Origin of the sequence: Acidiphilium cryptum JF-5 (assembly GCF_000016725.1) — a bacterium.
Lineage (GTDB): Bacteria > Pseudomonadota > Alphaproteobacteria > Acetobacterales > Acetobacteraceae > Acidiphilium > Acidiphilium multivorum.
This window is the reverse complement of the sequence record NC_009484.1, coordinates 1,881,251-1,895,508: the sequence shown is the minus strand read 5'-3', so window position 1 is coordinate 1,895,508 and position 14,258 is coordinate 1,881,251. Positions and strand designations below refer to the sequence as shown.

Annotated in this window: 13 protein-coding genes; 4 read left to right on the top strand and 9 right to left on the bottom strand. The window is 70.5% G+C overall.

Annotated features, from left to right (window positions below):
• Nucleotides 1-55: 55 nt before the first annotated feature.
• Entirely contained in the window at nt 56-1,072 is a 1,017-nt protein-coding gene (gene cobS / locus ACRY_RS10990) for a cobaltochelatase subunit CobS (protein WP_007423827.1), read from the top strand.
• Nucleotides 1,072-2,940, top strand: coding sequence for a cobaltochelatase subunit CobT (gene cobT / locus ACRY_RS10985; protein ID WP_011942434.1), 1,869 nt, complete (start codon nt 1,072-1,074; stop codon nt 2,938-2,940). The genes cobS and cobT overlap by 1 nt, the downstream gene beginning before the upstream one ends.
• Nucleotides 2,941-2,956: 16 nt before the next feature.
• On the opposite strand, the gene ACRY_RS10980 is transcribed toward cobT, so the two are convergent.
• From ACRY_RS10980 to ACRY_RS10945, 8 genes are all read right to left on the bottom strand, one after another.
• Entirely contained in the window at nt 2,957-3,985 is a 1,029-nt protein-coding gene (locus ACRY_RS10980) for a peptidoglycan -binding protein (protein WP_007422760.1), read from the bottom strand.
• 3 nt (nt 3,986-3,988) lie between these two features.
• Entirely contained in the window at nt 3,989-5,122 is a 1,134-nt protein-coding gene (locus ACRY_RS10975; protein WP_007422761.1) for a hypothetical protein, read from the bottom strand.
• Between the two features lie 13 nt (nt 5,123-5,135).
• On the bottom strand, nt 5,136-5,771 hold the full coding sequence (locus ACRY_RS10970; RefSeq protein ID WP_011942433.1) for a hypothetical protein: 636 nt from the start codon (nt 5,769-5,771) through the stop codon (nt 5,136-5,138).
• 38 nt (nt 5,772-5,809) lie between these two features.
• Nucleotides 5,810-6,637, bottom strand: coding sequence for an inositol monophosphatase family protein (locus tag ACRY_RS10965; protein ID WP_011942432.1), 828 nt, complete (start codon nt 6,635-6,637; stop codon nt 5,810-5,812).
• Nucleotides 6,638-6,691: 54 nt separating this feature from the next.
• Nucleotides 6,692-7,258 (bottom strand): elongation factor P, encoded by a 567-nt coding sequence (gene efp, locus ACRY_RS10960; protein WP_007423006.1) that lies wholly within the window; start codon nt 7,256-7,258, stop codon nt 6,692-6,694.
• A gap of 36 nt (nt 7,259-7,294) precedes the next feature.
• Complete coding sequence (locus tag ACRY_RS10955) at nt 7,295-7,846, bottom strand: DUF6362 family protein (RefSeq protein ID WP_007423007.1); 552 nt, start codon at nt 7,844-7,846, stop codon at nt 7,295-7,297.
• Nucleotides 7,843-8,160 carry a hypothetical protein gene (locus ACRY_RS10950; RefSeq protein ID WP_007423008.1) on the bottom strand — a complete coding sequence of 106 codons (318 nt, stop codon included), beginning with the start codon at nt 8,158-8,160 and terminating at the stop codon, nt 7,843-7,845. Before ACRY_RS10950 ends, ACRY_RS10955 begins: the two co-directional genes overlap by 4 nt.
• 156 nt (nt 8,161-8,316) lie before the next feature.
• Nucleotides 8,317-8,682, bottom strand: coding sequence for a hypothetical protein (locus tag ACRY_RS10945; protein WP_007423009.1), 366 nt, complete (start codon nt 8,680-8,682; stop codon nt 8,317-8,319).
• Between the two features lie 213 nt (nt 8,683-8,895).
• Between ACRY_RS10945 and ACRY_RS10940 the strand changes: the two genes are divergently transcribed.
• Complete coding sequence (locus ACRY_RS10940; protein ID WP_011942430.1) at nt 8,896-9,660, top strand: sulfite exporter TauE/SafE family protein; 765 nt, start codon at nt 8,896-8,898, stop codon at nt 9,658-9,660.
• On the opposite strand, the gene ACRY_RS10935 is transcribed toward ACRY_RS10940, so the two are convergent.
• Nucleotides 9,642-10,634, bottom strand: coding sequence for a DMT family transporter (locus ACRY_RS10935; RefSeq protein ID WP_011942429.1), 993 nt, complete (start codon nt 10,632-10,634; stop codon nt 9,642-9,644). The genes ACRY_RS10940 and ACRY_RS10935 overlap by 19 nt on opposite strands.
• A gap of 107 nt (nt 10,635-10,741) precedes the next feature.
• Between ACRY_RS10935 and metH the strand changes: the two genes are divergently transcribed.
• Nucleotides 10,742-14,227 carry a methionine synthase gene (metH, locus tag ACRY_RS10930; protein ID WP_231295242.1) on the top strand — a complete coding sequence of 1,162 codons (3,486 nt, stop codon included), beginning with the start codon at nt 10,742-10,744 and terminating at the stop codon, nt 14,225-14,227.
• Nucleotides 14,228-14,258 lie beyond the last annotated feature (31 nt).

The window sequence follows — 14,258 nt, the reverse complement described above, 5'->3', positions numbered from 1 at the left end:
CGCGCCGCGCCATGCCGAGTACTCTGACGACAAGAGACCTGAGGATGATGGATCGATGAACAATCTCGCTGCAATCGCCGAAACCCGCGGCACGCCGACCTCGGCGATCAACCTGCCGGACCGCACCGTCTCGGCGCGCGAGGTCTTCGGCATCGAGTGCGGCTTCGAGATCCCCGCCTTCTCCGAGCGCACCGAGCACGTCCCCGAGATCGACGCGACCTACCGCTTCGACCCGGAGACGACCATCGCCATCCTCGCCGGCTTCGCCCTCAACCGCCGGGTGATGATCCAGGGCTATCACGGCACCGGCAAGTCGACGCATATCGAGCAGGTCGCCGCCCGCCTCAACTGGCCCTGCATCCGCGTCAATCTCGACAGCCACATCTCCCGCATCGACCTCGTCGGCAAGGACGCGATCGTGCTGAAGGACGGCAAGCAGGTCACCGAATTCCGCGAGGGCCTGCTGCCCTGGGCGCTGCAGCACCCCTGCGCGCTGGTGTTCGACGAATACGACGCCGGCCGGCCGGACGTGATGTTCGTCATCCAGCGCGTGCTGGAGGTCGAGGGCAAGCTCACCCTGCTCGACCAGAACCGCGTCATCCGCCCGCACCCGGCCTTCCGCCTCTTCGCCACCGCCAACACGGTCGGCCTCGGCGACACCACCGGCCTCTATCACGGCACCCAGCAGATCAACCAGGGCCAGATGGACCGCTGGAACATCGTCGCCACGCTGAACTACCTGCCGCACGGCCAGGAAGTCTCCATCGTCATGGCCAAGCTCGGCATCACCGAGGCGGACGCGGCGGAGAAGAAGCGGATCGAGAGCATGGTCGCCCTGGCCGATCTCACCCGCGCCGGCTTCATCAACGGCGACATCTCCACCGTGATGTCCCCGCGCACCGTCATCACCTGGGCCGAGAACGCCCGCATCTTCAACGATGTCGGCTTTGCCTTCCGCCTCACTTTCCTCAACAAGTGCGACGAGGCCGAGCGCGCCACCGTGGCCGAATACTACCAGCGCTGCTTCAACGCGGAGGTTGAAACCGGCGTGCATCCCCGCCGCGGCGCCTGATGCCGGCCGAACCCTCCCGCAGCGAGGAATTCAAGCGCGCCACCGCCGGCGCCGTCCGCGCCATCGCCGGGTCGGACGAGGTGCAGGTCGCCTACCAGCCGGGGGCGGCGGGCCTCGCCGGCAAGCGCGCCCGCCTGCCGGCGCCGACGCGCGCCCTGCCGCCGGCCGAGGTCGCCAGGCTGCGCGGCATCGCCGATGCGATGGCGCTGCGCCTGCGCCATCACGACGACGCCATCCACGCCGCCCGCGCCCCCGTCGCCCGCGACGCCCGCGATGCCTACGACGCGCTGGAACAGGCCCGCGTCGAGATCGTCGGCGCCGCCCACATGCAGGGTGTCGCCGCCAATCTCCAGCGCAAGCTGAACGAGGACGCCGAGGCCGAGGGGCTCGACCGGATGAGCCGCGCCGAGCAGCTCTCCACCGCCCAGGCGCTCGGCCTGCTCGCCCGCGAGCGCATGGACCCGGCCTCGATCCCCGCCGCCGCCCGCCACATCCTCGATCTCTGGCGCGAGACCCTGACCGGCGATGCCGACCGGGCGCTGGACGATCTCGCCGCCGAGCGCGCCGACCAGGACGCCTTCGCCCGCGCCGCCCGCCGCCTGCTCGCGGTGATGGACCTCGCCGAGGCCGAAGCCGAGTCCGAGGAAGGCGAGGACAGCGAGGAACAGGGCGAGCAGGGCGAACAGTCCCTCTCGCAGGACAATTCCGGCGAGGGCGAGACCCAGACCCGCGAGGACGACCAGGACCTGCTTTCCGAGGCCCCCGACTCCCTCGAATCCGAAGCCTCCGACGCCGAGGCCGACGAGGAGACCGACGACGATTCCGCCGCCGCGCCGGACGAGGCGCCCGCCGGCCCGCAGCAGCGCCGCAAGCCGGTGGAAGATGAAACCGGTGCCGCCTACCACGCCTATACCCGCGCCTTCGACGAGGAAATCGGCGCCGAGCAGCTCTGCGATCCCGAGGAACTCGCCCGCCTGCGCCAGCAGCTCGACCAGCAGCTCCAGCATCTCCACGGCGTGGTCTCCAAGCTCGCCAACCGGCTGCAGCGCCGCCTGCTCGCCCAGCAGCAGCGCGCCTGGGATTTCGACCTGGAGGAAGGCCTGCTCGATGTCGGCCGCCTCGCCCGCGTCGTCGCCGACCCGCTGCTGCCGCTCTCCTTCAAGCGCGAGCGCGAGATGGAATTCCGCGACACGGTGGTGACCCTGCTGATCGACAATTCCGGCTCGATGCGCGGCCGGCCGATCTCGGTCGCCGCCATGTGCAGCGACATCCTGGCCCGCACGCTGGAGCGCTGCGCGGTGAAGGTGGAAATCCTCGGCTTCACCACCCGCGCCTGGAAGGGCGGGCAGAGCCGCGAGAAATGGGTGGCGGACGGCAAGCCGCGCAATCCCGGCCGGCTGAACGACCTCCGCCACATCGTCTACAAGGGGGCGGACGAACCCTGGCGCCGCGCCCGCCGCAATCTCGGCCTGATGCTGCGCGAGGGGCTGCTCAAGGAAAACATCGACGGCGAGGCCCTGGCCTGGGCCTATCGCCGCCTCTGCGCCCGGCCCGAGCACCGCCGCATCCTGATGGTCATCTCCGATGGCGCGCCGGTCGACGATTCCACCCTCTCGGTCAACCAGGGCAGCTATCTCGAACGCCATCTGCGCGACGTGATCCGCGACATCGAAAGCCGCGACTTCGTCGAGCTGGTCGCCATCGGCATCGGCCACGACGTCACGCGCTACTACCGCCGCGCCGTCACCCTGGTCGATGCCGAGGAACTCGGCGGCACGATGATGAAGAAACTCGCCGAACTCTTCGACCAGGACGCCGCCGAAAGCTGGGCCCGCGCCGCCGCCCTCCGCGCCCCGCTGGTCGCCTGAGGGCAGCGCCCGCGCCTCAATCCGCCGAGGTGAGCCGGAACTCGATCCGCCGGTTCTGCGCGAGGTCCTGCGGCGTATTGCCCGTGGCGATCGGGTGATCCGCGCCGAACCCGGCCGCCACCACCCGGTTCTTCGGCACCCCGTCCGCGATCAGCAGGTGCAGCACCGAAAGCGCGCGCGCCGCCGAGAGGTCGAAATTGTCCTTGTACGGCCCGCCGGTGATCGCCTCCTTGTCGGCATAGCCGGTGACGCTCAGCACCCAGTTGATCTTGTCCGGAATCTTCGGCGCGATCGCCTCGATCGCCTGCGCCACCTTCGCGATCTCCGCCTTGCCCTTGGCCGAGAGCCGTGCCGAGTCGGAGGGGAACAGCACCGCGCTCTCGAACACGAAGCGGTCGCCCACCACCTTGATGTCCTTCTGGTCCGCCAGCGCCTTGCGCAGCACGCCGAAGAACTCGCTGCGATACTGCTCCAGCGACTGCACCTTGCGCGCCAGCGCCTCGTTCAGCCGCTGGCCGAGATCGGCGATCTGCACGTGCTCTTCCTGGTCCTTCTTCTGCGCCGCATCGAGCGCTGCGGCGATCGTCGCGAGCTGCAGCCGCAGCGCCGCGATCTGCTGGTTGAGCAGGCTGACCGTCTGCAGCTCCTGCGCGTTCAGCTTCACCTGGCCGGCGAGTTTCCCGCCCGCCGCCGTCACGGCGGCGCCGAGCGTCGCGGTCTTCGCCGTGAGCGCCGCGTTCGCCGCCATCAGCGCGGCCTCGCGCGTCTTCGCCGCCTTCATCAGCGAGGCCATGCTGGCGAGTTCGTCCTGCAGCGAGGCGGTCTTCGATTTCTGCAGCGCCAGCACGTGCGAGAGCTGGGCGATCTCGCTGCGCAGCGCGGTGATCGTCTTGTTCCGCCCCGACAGCGCCACCGACAGGAACGCCTCCGCCAGCACGAAGACGAGCAGCACGAAGATCGTCACCATCAGCAGGGTCGACAGCGCGTCGACATAGCCCGGCCAGATCTCCAGCCCGTTGTTGCGGCCGCGGATCGTGCGTGCCATGGCTCAGCCCTTCGCCTCGTCGAACCGCGCGGCGACGGTCCGGGTCAGCACGTTGAGGTCGTGGCGCAGATCGGCGAGCCCCTGCACCCGCCCCTGTTCCGCCTCGGCGATCATCCGCGCGATCAGCAGTTCGATGTTGCGCAGATGCGCCCGCGCGATCTCGCTGCCGTTGCGCTCGTCGCTGCGTTCGGCGAGGCGGGTGAGGGCGGCCAGCCCTTCGCCCACCCGCAGCATCACCCGCTGCGAGTTCTGGATCGATTCCGCCAGCACGTTCATCCGCTCGCTCATCTCCGCGATCGTCCGCGTGGCGTCGTGCCGGCTCTCCTCGCTGCGCGCCAGCAGCCGTTGCAGCGCCTCGACATTCTCGGTGTTCTGCTCCAGCAGCGCCTGCGCATAGGCCGGCAGCCCGCCCTCGCCATCCGCGGCCACCGCCCCCGAGGACACCCGCGTCAGCCCGGCGAGCCACTCCTCCAGCTCATTGAAGAAGCGCGTCATCGCCTGTCCCGCCGTCAGGTCGAGGAAGCCGAGGATCAGCGCGCCCGAAAGCCCGAACATCGAGGAGGAGAACGCCGTGCCCATCCCCGCCAGCGGCCCGGCGAGCCCGGCCTTGAGCTGGGCGAACATCCCGTTCACGTCCCCGCCCGCGAGGTTCATCGCCGCGATCACCGCGGCCACCGCGTGCACCGTCTTCAGCAGCCCCCAGAACGTCCCGAGCAGGCCGAGGAAGATCATCACCCCGGTCACGTAGCGCGAGGTCTCGCGGCTTTCGTCGAGCCGGCTGGCGATGCCATCCAGCATGGTCCGCATGCTCGCGACCGACAGCGTCACCCGCCGCCCGTCCTCGTGCCGCCCGCCGAACATCCGCGCCATCGGCAGCAGCAGCCGCGGTTTCGGCCCATGCTCGATCGAGGCGCGCGAGCGCTGGAACCGCTCCACCCAGTCCACTTCCGGGCTCAGCCGCATCACCTGCCGCAGGTTCCAGAAGATGCCGAACACCTCCACCACCGCGATCACCGAGTTCACCACCGGGTTGGCGAGGAAGAACTTCTCCAGCGTCGGCGCGAGGAAGGCGGCCAGCCCGTAGACCAGGACCAGGAACACCAGCATGCGGATCAGGTAGCTGTTCGGTCGGGTCATCGGGGCTCCTGCCTCAGGGAAGGGTGCTCAGCGTCACGCGGTCGTCCGGCGCGCCCGGCGGATTGCCGAGCGCCTGCACGATGATCCGCTCTGCCGGAATCCCGGCCTTCAGCAGCATGTGGCGCACCGCCATCCCCCGCCGCAGCGCCAGCCGCCGCGCGATGGAGGGATCGTCGGCCACCCCCGGCGCGGTCGCGCGCACCAGGAAGCGCAGCCCGCGCGGCCGGGGCGCGGCGAGAAACCGCTTCACCGCCGCCTCGCCCCGCGGTCCCGGCGCCGCGCTGGTGCCGGGCATCACGATGGCGACGGGCGCGGGCGGCTTCGGCGCTGCCGGCTGCGGTTTGGGTGCCGGCTTCGGCGCCGGATGGGGCAGGGCGGGCCGCGCCGCGGCGATCACCGGCGCGGGGGGCGGCGGCAGCGGCAGGCGCGACACGGCGCGATGCGGCGCCGGCCGCCGGACGATCGCCGGCTTCGGCACCGCCCGCCGGTCGGGCGCCGGCGTCGCGGGCTTCGCCGCCGGCGCGGGCCCGCCGAGCTGCCGCAGCGCCTGCGGGTTGACGACAACCTGCGCCGGCGCCGGATGAATGAGGATGAACGCGGCCGCCATGCACGCCGCGAGGAAGCCGCAATGTCGCATCGCGTGCGACACTAGCGCATGTCTCCCATGCCGCTCAATGGCGGCCCGGATCAGGTTTTCGCGGTCTCCAGCGCCGAGCCCACCAGCTCGCGCAGCCGCGGGTGGATATGCGGGTTGCCGGCGACGATGTCGCCGCTCAGCGCATCGCCCCCATCCGGCGCGGTGGCGTAGCCGCCCGCCTCGCGCACCATCAGCGCGCCGGCGGCGACATCCCACAGATGGGTGCCGAGTTCCCAGTAGCCGTCATACCGCCCCGCCGCCGTCCAGGCGAGGTCGAGCGAGGCCGAGCCCATCCGCCGCACGCCCGCCGTCTCCGGCATCAGCGCGCCGAGCACGCGGGCGAAGGCGAGGCGGTTGCGCGGCGCGGTCCGGGCGAAGGGAATCCCCGTCGCGAACAGCGCGCTCGACCAGTCCCGCCGCGACGACACCCGCAGCCGCCGGTCGTTGAGATAGGCGCCCGCGCCCTTTTCGGCCCAGAACAGCTCGTCGAGCGCCGGCGCCATCACCATGCCGGCGACGATCTCGCTGCCGCCCTCCGGCAGCCGCTTCTCCAGCGCGATCGAGATCGCCCAGTTCGGAATCGCGTGCAGGAAATTGGTCGTCCCGTCGAGCGGATCGACGATCCACCGCCACGCCCAGTTCTCCGAGCCATGCGCCCCGCTTTCCTCCATCAGGAAGGCGTAGCCGGGCCGGGCGCGCTCCAGCTCCTCGCGGATCGTCTGCTCGGCGCGCATGTCCGCCTGGCTGACGAAGTCGGACGGCCCCTTCACCGAGACCTGGAGATGTTCGACCTCGTTGAAATCGCGGACCAGCCGTCGCGCGGCCTTCTGGGCCGCGGCGACCATGATGGTCATGTGCGCGGAACGGCGGGGGGTCATGGCTCGATACTCCGGAAAACGGTCCGGCGCGGCGCCCGTGCGCCGCGCCCGGCCTCAGCCCTTGGCCCGCTCGACGTAGGTCGAATCCTCGGTGCGGACGACGATGCGCTCGCCCGCCTCGATGAAGGGCGGCACCATCACCTTCACCCCGTTCGACAGCTTCGCCGGCTTGTAGGAGGAGGAGGCGGTCTGCCCCTTCACCACCGGATCGGCCTCGACGATCTCCAGCGTCACCGTCGCCGGCAGGTGGATGCCCACCGGGTCGCCCTCCACCAGGTCGACGATCACCGCCATGTTGTCCTGCAGGAACGGCGCCTGATCGCCGAGCAGCTCGGCCGGCACCAGGAACTGCTCGAAGGTCTCGCCGTCCATCAGCACCAGGTTGTCGCCGTCGGTGTAGGAATAGGTGTAGTCGCGGTTGTCCGTCATCAGCCGCTCGACCGTGTCGGCGGTGCGCCAGCGCTCGTTGGTCTTGTTCCCGGTCTTGAGGTCGCGCATCTCCACCTGGATGAACGCGCCCCCCTTGCCCGGGGTGATGATCTGCTGCTTGAGCACCGTCCAGCGGCGACCGTCATGCTCGATCACCTGGCCGGCGCGGATCAGATTCGCCTGCTGCTTCATGAATTCACACTCGAACTGCGATAAGGATGCGGCGGCTTAACGCGATGCGCGGCTTTCGGCAAGTTTGCGCTCCGCCGCCACCAGGGCCGCGAGCACGATGCCGAGCCCCTCGCGATGCCACCGCTGCACCGATTTGTGGTCCGCCCCCAGCACGCCGCCGAGCCTGCGCCAGGGAAACAGGTGCCGCCCGGTCAGCGGATGGGTCAGCGCCCGCGCGCCGAGAATCCGCCGCAGCACGAACCGCTCCTCGGGGATCGCGGCGAGCCAGCCGAGCGCCTCGTCCATGCGGTCGATCTCCGCACCCGAGGGGTGCGGCGGGCGGATGCGCGAGGCCTCCCAGCCATAGGCGTCGAGCGCGCTGCGCACCACCTCGTAGCGGGTGATCCTGAGGTGCGGCGAATAGCCCCGCTCCGGCAGCGCCAGCAGGCACGACCCCGCCGCCTCCAGCCTTGATGCGATCGCGCCGATCGGGTCCGCCGCCCCGCTCACCGCCGGGCAGGGGCCGATCTCCACCCGCCGTTCCACCCCCGCGGCGCCGATCCCCGAGCCGAGCACCTCGCCCGCCCGGCGCGCCCGCACCGCGCTCATCGCTCATCCTCCCGCCCGGGGGCGGCGAGGGGGACGAACGCCGTGCCCTCCAGAATCGTCCCGCGCGTCAGCAGCCCCCAGGAGCGCGGATGCCCGGCCGGCAGCGGCGGGCGGTTCGGATCGTCCTCCGGCGGCGGCTTCGGCCGCGCCGCCTGGCTCGGCCCGCCGGCGGCGCAGAGCCGCCGCCCGCGCTCGATGATCGTGTTGCGCGACAGGCCGAGCACGGCGGCAATCGCCGCCCAGGTCGCCCCGTCCACCCGCATGCGGCGGATCGTCTCGTCGGCGGCGTCGGTCCAGATGCGGCGTTCGGGCATCGCTCATCTCCTCGTTGATGAGCGGATTGTTAGTTCAGCCGGTTAGTGATGTCAATAAAACTAACAACAAGAATCGCGCGGCCGCAACCGGGCCTGTCGGCGGATCGCCAGCATCACCAAGCCGATCGATCAGTCAATCATCTGAAAGAATTGAAGTTATCCGCCGTCCCGCGCCGCGGCTTCGCCCGCGGCAGGAGCGAAAAAAAATCGCGCCCGCAGCAGCACATCGCCCGCGACCGCCGCCCGCACCGCCGCCTCGCCGTTAGTATCGCCGACAATCACCACATCGCCCGACCCGTCCTCGGTGCCCCGCGCCCGGTCGAGAAACAGCCGCGTCAGCGCCGCCGCCACCGCGCCGCGCGGCACGCAGCACGAACACCCGATCCCATGCCCGAACCGCCGCACCTCCTCCGCCCGGAACCCGCCCACGACCCGCGCGCCGGAAGGCGGCGCGAACCCCTCCTGCACCAGCACCGCATCCCCCGGCGCCACCGCCCCGCCAAACCTGATTCCGATCCGCATTTTTGCTCCTTCTTCTTGCTCCGGCCGGCGCCGCGAAATCCCCGCCCCGCTAAATCCCACCGTGGCGCGACGTGGCAATCGGCCGCCGCCGCCGCAAGCCCGGCCGCCTTGCCAGCAACACGGGCCGGACGATACGTTGCCGCTGCCGTGTTGTCCGCAGGAGTTCGCCTCATCGCCCGCCCGCCCGTCTTCCCGTCCGGCCGGATCTGACCGGTGCTGGTCCCGCTCGCGCCGCCCCTGCTCGCCGCCGCCGCCCTCGCCGCCTTCGCCGCCGGCTTCGTCAAGGGCTTCGCCGGTTTCGGCTTCGCCGTCGTCTTCACGCCGCTGCTCTCGCTGATCTCCGACGATCCGCGCCATGTCGTGTTCGCCGCCCTCGTGCTCGGCACGCTGATGAGCCTCGGCGTGATCGCCGAACTCCGCCACGCCATCACCCGGGACCGCGCGCTGCCCGTCCTTCTCGGCACCGCGCTCGGCACGCCGGCGGGCATCGCGCTGCTCGGCCTGGTCGCCCGCCCGGCGCTGAAATTCGTCATTGCCGGGCTTGCGGTCGGCGTCACCATCCTCCGCCTCGCCCGCGTGCGGGTCCGGCTCGGCGGCGGCGCCGGCCCGCTCGCCGCCGGCGCCCTGCTCGGCGGCCTGCTGAACGGCTGCACCAGCATGGGCGGGCCGGTCCCGGCCATGGTCGTCGCCTGGCAGGGCCGCGCCGTCGCCGACAGCCGCGCCATCCTCGTGATGTTCAATCTGCTGAGCTACGTCCTCGCGATCGCCGTCGCCCTCGCCGGCGGCATCGCCCGCCCGCACTGGCTGCTCTCCGGCCTCTGGCTCGCCCCGGCCGCCGCCCTCGGCACCTTCGCCGGCATCCGCGCCGTGCGCCGCATCCCGCCTTCCGTCTTCGGGCATGTCATCACCGCGGTCGTCGGCCTCGCCGGCCTCGCCGGCCTGGCCTCGGCGCTGCGGCTCTATCTGTCGATCGGGTAGGGCACCGCATCCGCTCCGGGCGGATCGGCGACCGCCCCACCGCCGCGCCGGCCCGGCGCCGCCGTCACCACCAGCCCGGCGATCACCAGCGCCGCCCCCGCCCATCCCGCCGGCTTCAGCCGCTCGCCGACGACGAGCACCGCCAGCACCGCCGCCACCACCGGCTCGACCAGCGTGATCGTCGTCGCCACACTCACCGGAATCCGCGCGAGCCCGACGCCGAAGCAGAGATAGCCGAGAAACATCGGCACCCCCGCCATGTAGATCCCCACCGCCGCATTGCCCCAGGAGTCGAGAAAGGCGCCGCCGGTCGCCGCCAGCACCGGCATCAGCAGCGCGCCGCCGATCCCGAACGTCGCCCCCATCGCCACCGCCGGGCGGATGCCGCGCAGCATCATCCCCCGCGCGGTCCAGGCGTAGAGCGCATAGGTCAGCCCGCCGACGAGGCCGAGCCCGATCCCGAGGACGCTTCCATCGCCCGCTTCCGCCCCCGGTTCCGAAAAGGCGAGCAGCGCCATGCCGGCAATCCCCGGCAGCGCCCCGGCGACCCAGCGCCCGCTCAGCCGGGTGCCGGCGAGCACGCGCTCGATCAGCGCCGAGAAGATCGGCGCCGAGCCGAGCGTCACCACCGTTCCCACCGCCACACCGGAGAGCCGCATCGAGCTGTAGAAGGCGAGGGGGTAGAGCGCGACCGCGACACCGCCCGCCGCCAGCAGCCCGCCATGCCGCGCCAGCGCCGGCAGGTCGCGCAGGATGCGCGGGGCGGCGAGCAGCGCCTGCAACAGCCCGCCGATCCCCATCGCCGCCGCGCCGATCGCCAGCGGCCCGACCGCGGGCGCGAACGTCGCCGCCGTGCCGGTCGTGCCCCAGACCAGCGAGGCGAACAGCACCGCCGCCACCCCGGTCGCGAACCGCCCGTCGCGCGCGCCCTCGTCGTCGCGCAAGCGCGCCCCCTCATCGCCACCCACCGTCATCCATATCCCTCCGCCGCCGCCGGTATACGCCCCGGCCCGCCCCGATCAATGCAGCCCGCCGCCGCCCCGCATTGGAAATGTGGCGCGCATCCTATATTCCCACCACCATGAGCAGACCCTCCCTCCTCGAAGCCCTCCGCCACCGCGTCCTCCTCTGCGACGGCGGCATGGGATCGCGCGTCCAGGCCCTCACCCTCGATACCGAGCGCGATTTCTGGGGCAAGGAAAACTGCACCGAGGTATTGAACCTCTCCCGCCCCGACCTCGTGCGCGAGATCCATCGCGGCTACTACGAAGCCGGCGCCGACATGGTGGAGACCAACAGCTTCGGCGGCTCGCCCATCACCCTCGCCGAGTTCGAGCTCGGCGACCGCGCCCGCGAGATCAACCGCGTCGCCGCCGAACTCGCCCGCGAGGCCGCCGAAACCTTCGCCGACGGGCGCGACCGCTACGTGATCGGCAGCGTCGGCCCCGGCACCAAGCTGCCCACCCTCGGCAACATCGAATACGACCCGCTGGAAGCCGGCCTCGCCGAGCAGTGCCGCGGCCTGATCGAGGGCGGGGTCGACGCCATCCTGATCGAAACCTGCCAGGACACGCTGCAGATCAAGGCCGCCGTCAACGGCGCCAGGATCGCCCGCGCCGAGCAGAAACGCGACACGCCGATCTTCGTCCAGGTCACCGTCGAGACCACCGGCACCCTGCTCGTCGGGCCGGACATCGCCGCCGCCGCCACCGTGATCCAGGCGCTCGACGTGCCGCTGATCGGCCTGAACTGCGCCACCGGCCCGCAGGAAATGGCCGAGCACGTGCGCTACCTCGCGCAGAACTGGCCCGGCCTCATCTCGGTGCAGCCCAATGCCGGCCTGCCCGAGCTGGTCGATGGCAAGACCCATTACCCGCTCACGCCGGACGAACTCGCCACCTGGCTCGAACGCTTCATCCGCGAGGACGGCATCAACCTCATCGGCGGCTGCTGCGGCACCTCCACCCCGCATATCGCCGCCCTCGACGCCATGCTCCGCCGCCTCGGCGAAGTCCGCCCCGCGCCCGTCCCGCGCAAGCCGGTCTGGATCCCCTCGGTCGCCAGCCTCTACGGCTCCACCCCGCTGCGCCAGGAGAACGCCTATTTCTCCATCGGCGAGCGCTGCAACGCCAACGGCTCGAAGAAATGGCGCGAGCTGCAGGAGCGGCACGACTGGGACGGCTGCATCGCCATGGGCCGCGAACAGGTCGCCGAGGCCTCCAACGCGCTCGACATCTGCACCGCCTTCGTCGGCCGCGACGAACTCGGCGAAATGTCCGAAATCATCACCCGCTTCACCTCGTCGGTGAACGCCCCGCTGGTGATCGACTCCACCGAAACCCCCGTCATCGAGGCCGCCCTCAAGCTCCACGGCGGCAAGCCCATCATCAACTCGATCAATTTCGAGGATGGCGAACACATCGCCGAGGAGCGCATGCTCCTCGCCCGCAAGTTCGGCGCCGCCGTCATCGCCCTCACCATCGACGAGACCGGCATGGCCAAGGAGCCGGCGCAGAAGCTCGAAATCGCCACCCGCCTGGTCGATTTCGCCTGCCGCAAGCACGGCCTCCCGCAATCCGACCTGCTGATCGACCCGCTCACCTTCACCATCGCCACCGGCAACGAGGACGACCGCAAGCTCGGCCTCTGGACCCTCGAAGGCATCAGGCTGATCCGCGATGCCTTCCCCGACATCCAGATCATCCTCGGCCTGTCCAACATCTCCTTCGGCCTCAACCCCGCCGCCCGCGCGGTGCTGAACTCCGTCTTCCTCGACCACGCGGTGAAGGCCGGCATGACCGGCGCCATCGTCCACGTCTCCAAGATCCGCCCCCTGCACCTCATCCCGCTCGAGGAAGTGCAGGTCATGGAAGACCTCATCTTCGACCGCCGCCGCGAGGACTACGACCCCCTCCAGCGCGTCCTCGAAATGTTCGCCGACCGCAAGGCCGCCGACGCGGTGAAGAAGGCCAGGGCCGACACCGTCGAGGGCCGCCTGCGCGACCGCATCGTCGATGGCGACCGCAAGGGCCTCGCCGACGATCTCGACGAGGCGATGAAAACCCACGCCCCGCTCGACATCATCAACAACCTCCTGCTCGACGGCATGAAAACCGTGGGCGAGCTCTTCGGCGCCGGCAAGATGCAGCTCCCCTTCGTCCTGCAATCCGCCGAAACCATGAAGGCCGCCGTCGCCTACCTCGAACCCTACATGGAGCGCGTCGAGGGCCAGCAGAAAGGCACCATCGTCCTCGCCACCGTGAAGGGCGACGTGCACGACATCGGCAAGAACCTCGTCGACATCATCCTCACCAACAACGGCTACCGCGTCGTCAATCTCGGCATCAAGGTCCCCCTGGCCGACATGGTCGCCGCCGCCAGGGAACACCGCGCCCACGCCATCGGCATGTCCGGCCTCCTCGTCAAATCCACCGTCGTCATGCGCGAAAATCTCGAGGAAATGTCCCGCCAGGGGCTCGACATTCCCGTCCTCCTCGGCGGCGCCGCCCTCACCCGCAACTATGTCGAGGAAGACTGCGTCGCCGCCTACGCCTCCGGCCGCGTCGCCTACGCGCGCGACGCCTTCGACGGCCTCCATCTGATGGACCGCGTCACCGGCAACGGCTTCGACGATTACCTCGCCGCCCTCCAGTCCAAGCGCCGCGGCAAGGCCCGCAACACCAAACGCACCCTCGGCCAGGCCGACGCCCGCGGCTTTGCTCCGGTCGACATCTCCGCCGCCCAGGCCCGCCGCCGCCGCCTCACCCGCGAAACCCCGGTCCCCACCCCGCCCTTCTGGGGCGCAAGGATCATCGAGGCCCCGCAGAAAGCCCTCGTCCCCTACATCAACGAACGCTCCCTCTTCCAGTTCCAGTGGGGCTTCCGCAAGCAGGGCAAGTCATTGGAAGACTTCATGGGCTGGGCCCGTCAGGAACTCCGCCCCGTCATGAAGCGCATGCTCGACCTCTGCGCCGCCGACTCCATCCTCAAGCCCCAGGCCATCTACGGCTACTGGAAAGCCGCCGGCCAGGGCAACGACCTCATCCTCTTCGCCGAGGACGGCGCCACCGAACTCGCCCGCTTCACCCTCCCGCGCCAGCCCCGCGACGACGGTGACTGCATCGCCGACTTCTTCCGCGACGTGGACGACGCCGAGCGCGACGTCATCGGCCTGCAAGTCGTCACCATGGGAGCAAAAGCCTCCGAAACCGCCCGCGCCTGGTTCGAGGAAAACCGCTACCAGGACTACCTCTACCTCCACGGCCTCTCCGTCGAAATGGCCGAGGCGATGGCCGAATACACCCACAAACGCATCCGCGCCGAACTCGGCTTCGCCGCCGAGGACGACCGCGACATGGAAAAAATGCTCGCCCAGTCCTACCGCGGCTCACGCTACTCCTTCGGCTACCCCGCCTGCCCGAACCTCGAGGACCAAATTCTTCTCCTCCGCCTCCTCGACGCCGAACGCATCGGCGTGTCGCTCTCGGACGAACACCAGCTCCACCCCGAACAATCCACCAGCGCCATCGTCGTCCTCAACCCGCACGCGAAGTATTTCTCCGTGTGAGGGGAGGGGACGGGAAGGGGAACAAAAGAGC

Excerpts from the sequence above, each read along its gene's own strand:
- cobS (WP_007423827.1), top strand. The coding sequence starts at position 56 with ATGAACAATCTCGCTGCAATCGCCGAAACCCGCGGCACGCCGACCTCG.
- cobT (WP_011942434.1), top strand. The coding sequence starts at position 1,072 with ATGCCGGCCGAACCCTCCCGCAGCGAGGAATTCAAGCGCGCCACCGCC.
- ACRY_RS10980 (WP_007422760.1), bottom strand. The coding sequence starts at position 3,985 with ATGGCACGCACGATCCGCGGCCGCAACAACGGGCTGGAGATCTGGCCG.
- ACRY_RS10975 (WP_007422761.1), bottom strand. The coding sequence starts at position 5,122 with ATGACCCGACCGAACAGCTACCTGATCCGCATGCTGGTGTTCCTGGTC.
- ACRY_RS10965 (WP_011942432.1), bottom strand. The coding sequence starts at position 6,637 with ATGACCCCCCGCCGTTCCGCGCACATGACCATCATGGTCGCCGCGGCC.
- efp (WP_007423006.1), bottom strand. The coding sequence starts at position 7,258 with ATGAAGCAGCAGGCGAATCTGATCCGCGCCGGCCAGGTGATCGAGCAT.
- ACRY_RS10955 (WP_007423007.1), bottom strand. The coding sequence starts at position 7,846 with ATGAGCGCGGTGCGGGCGCGCCGGGCGGGCGAGGTGCTCGGCTCGGGG.
- ACRY_RS10950 (WP_007423008.1), bottom strand. The coding sequence starts at position 8,160 with ATGCCCGAACGCCGCATCTGGACCGACGCCGCCGACGAGACGATCCGC.
- ACRY_RS10945 (WP_007423009.1), bottom strand. The coding sequence starts at position 8,682 with ATGCGGATCGGAATCAGGTTTGGCGGGGCGGTGGCGCCGGGGGATGCG.
- ACRY_RS10935 (WP_011942429.1), bottom strand. The coding sequence starts at position 10,634 with ATGACGGTGGGTGGCGATGAGGGGGCGCGCTTGCGCGACGACGAGGGC.
- metH (WP_231295242.1), top strand. The coding sequence starts at position 10,742 with ATGAGCAGACCCTCCCTCCTCGAAGCCCTCCGCCACCGCGTCCTCCTC.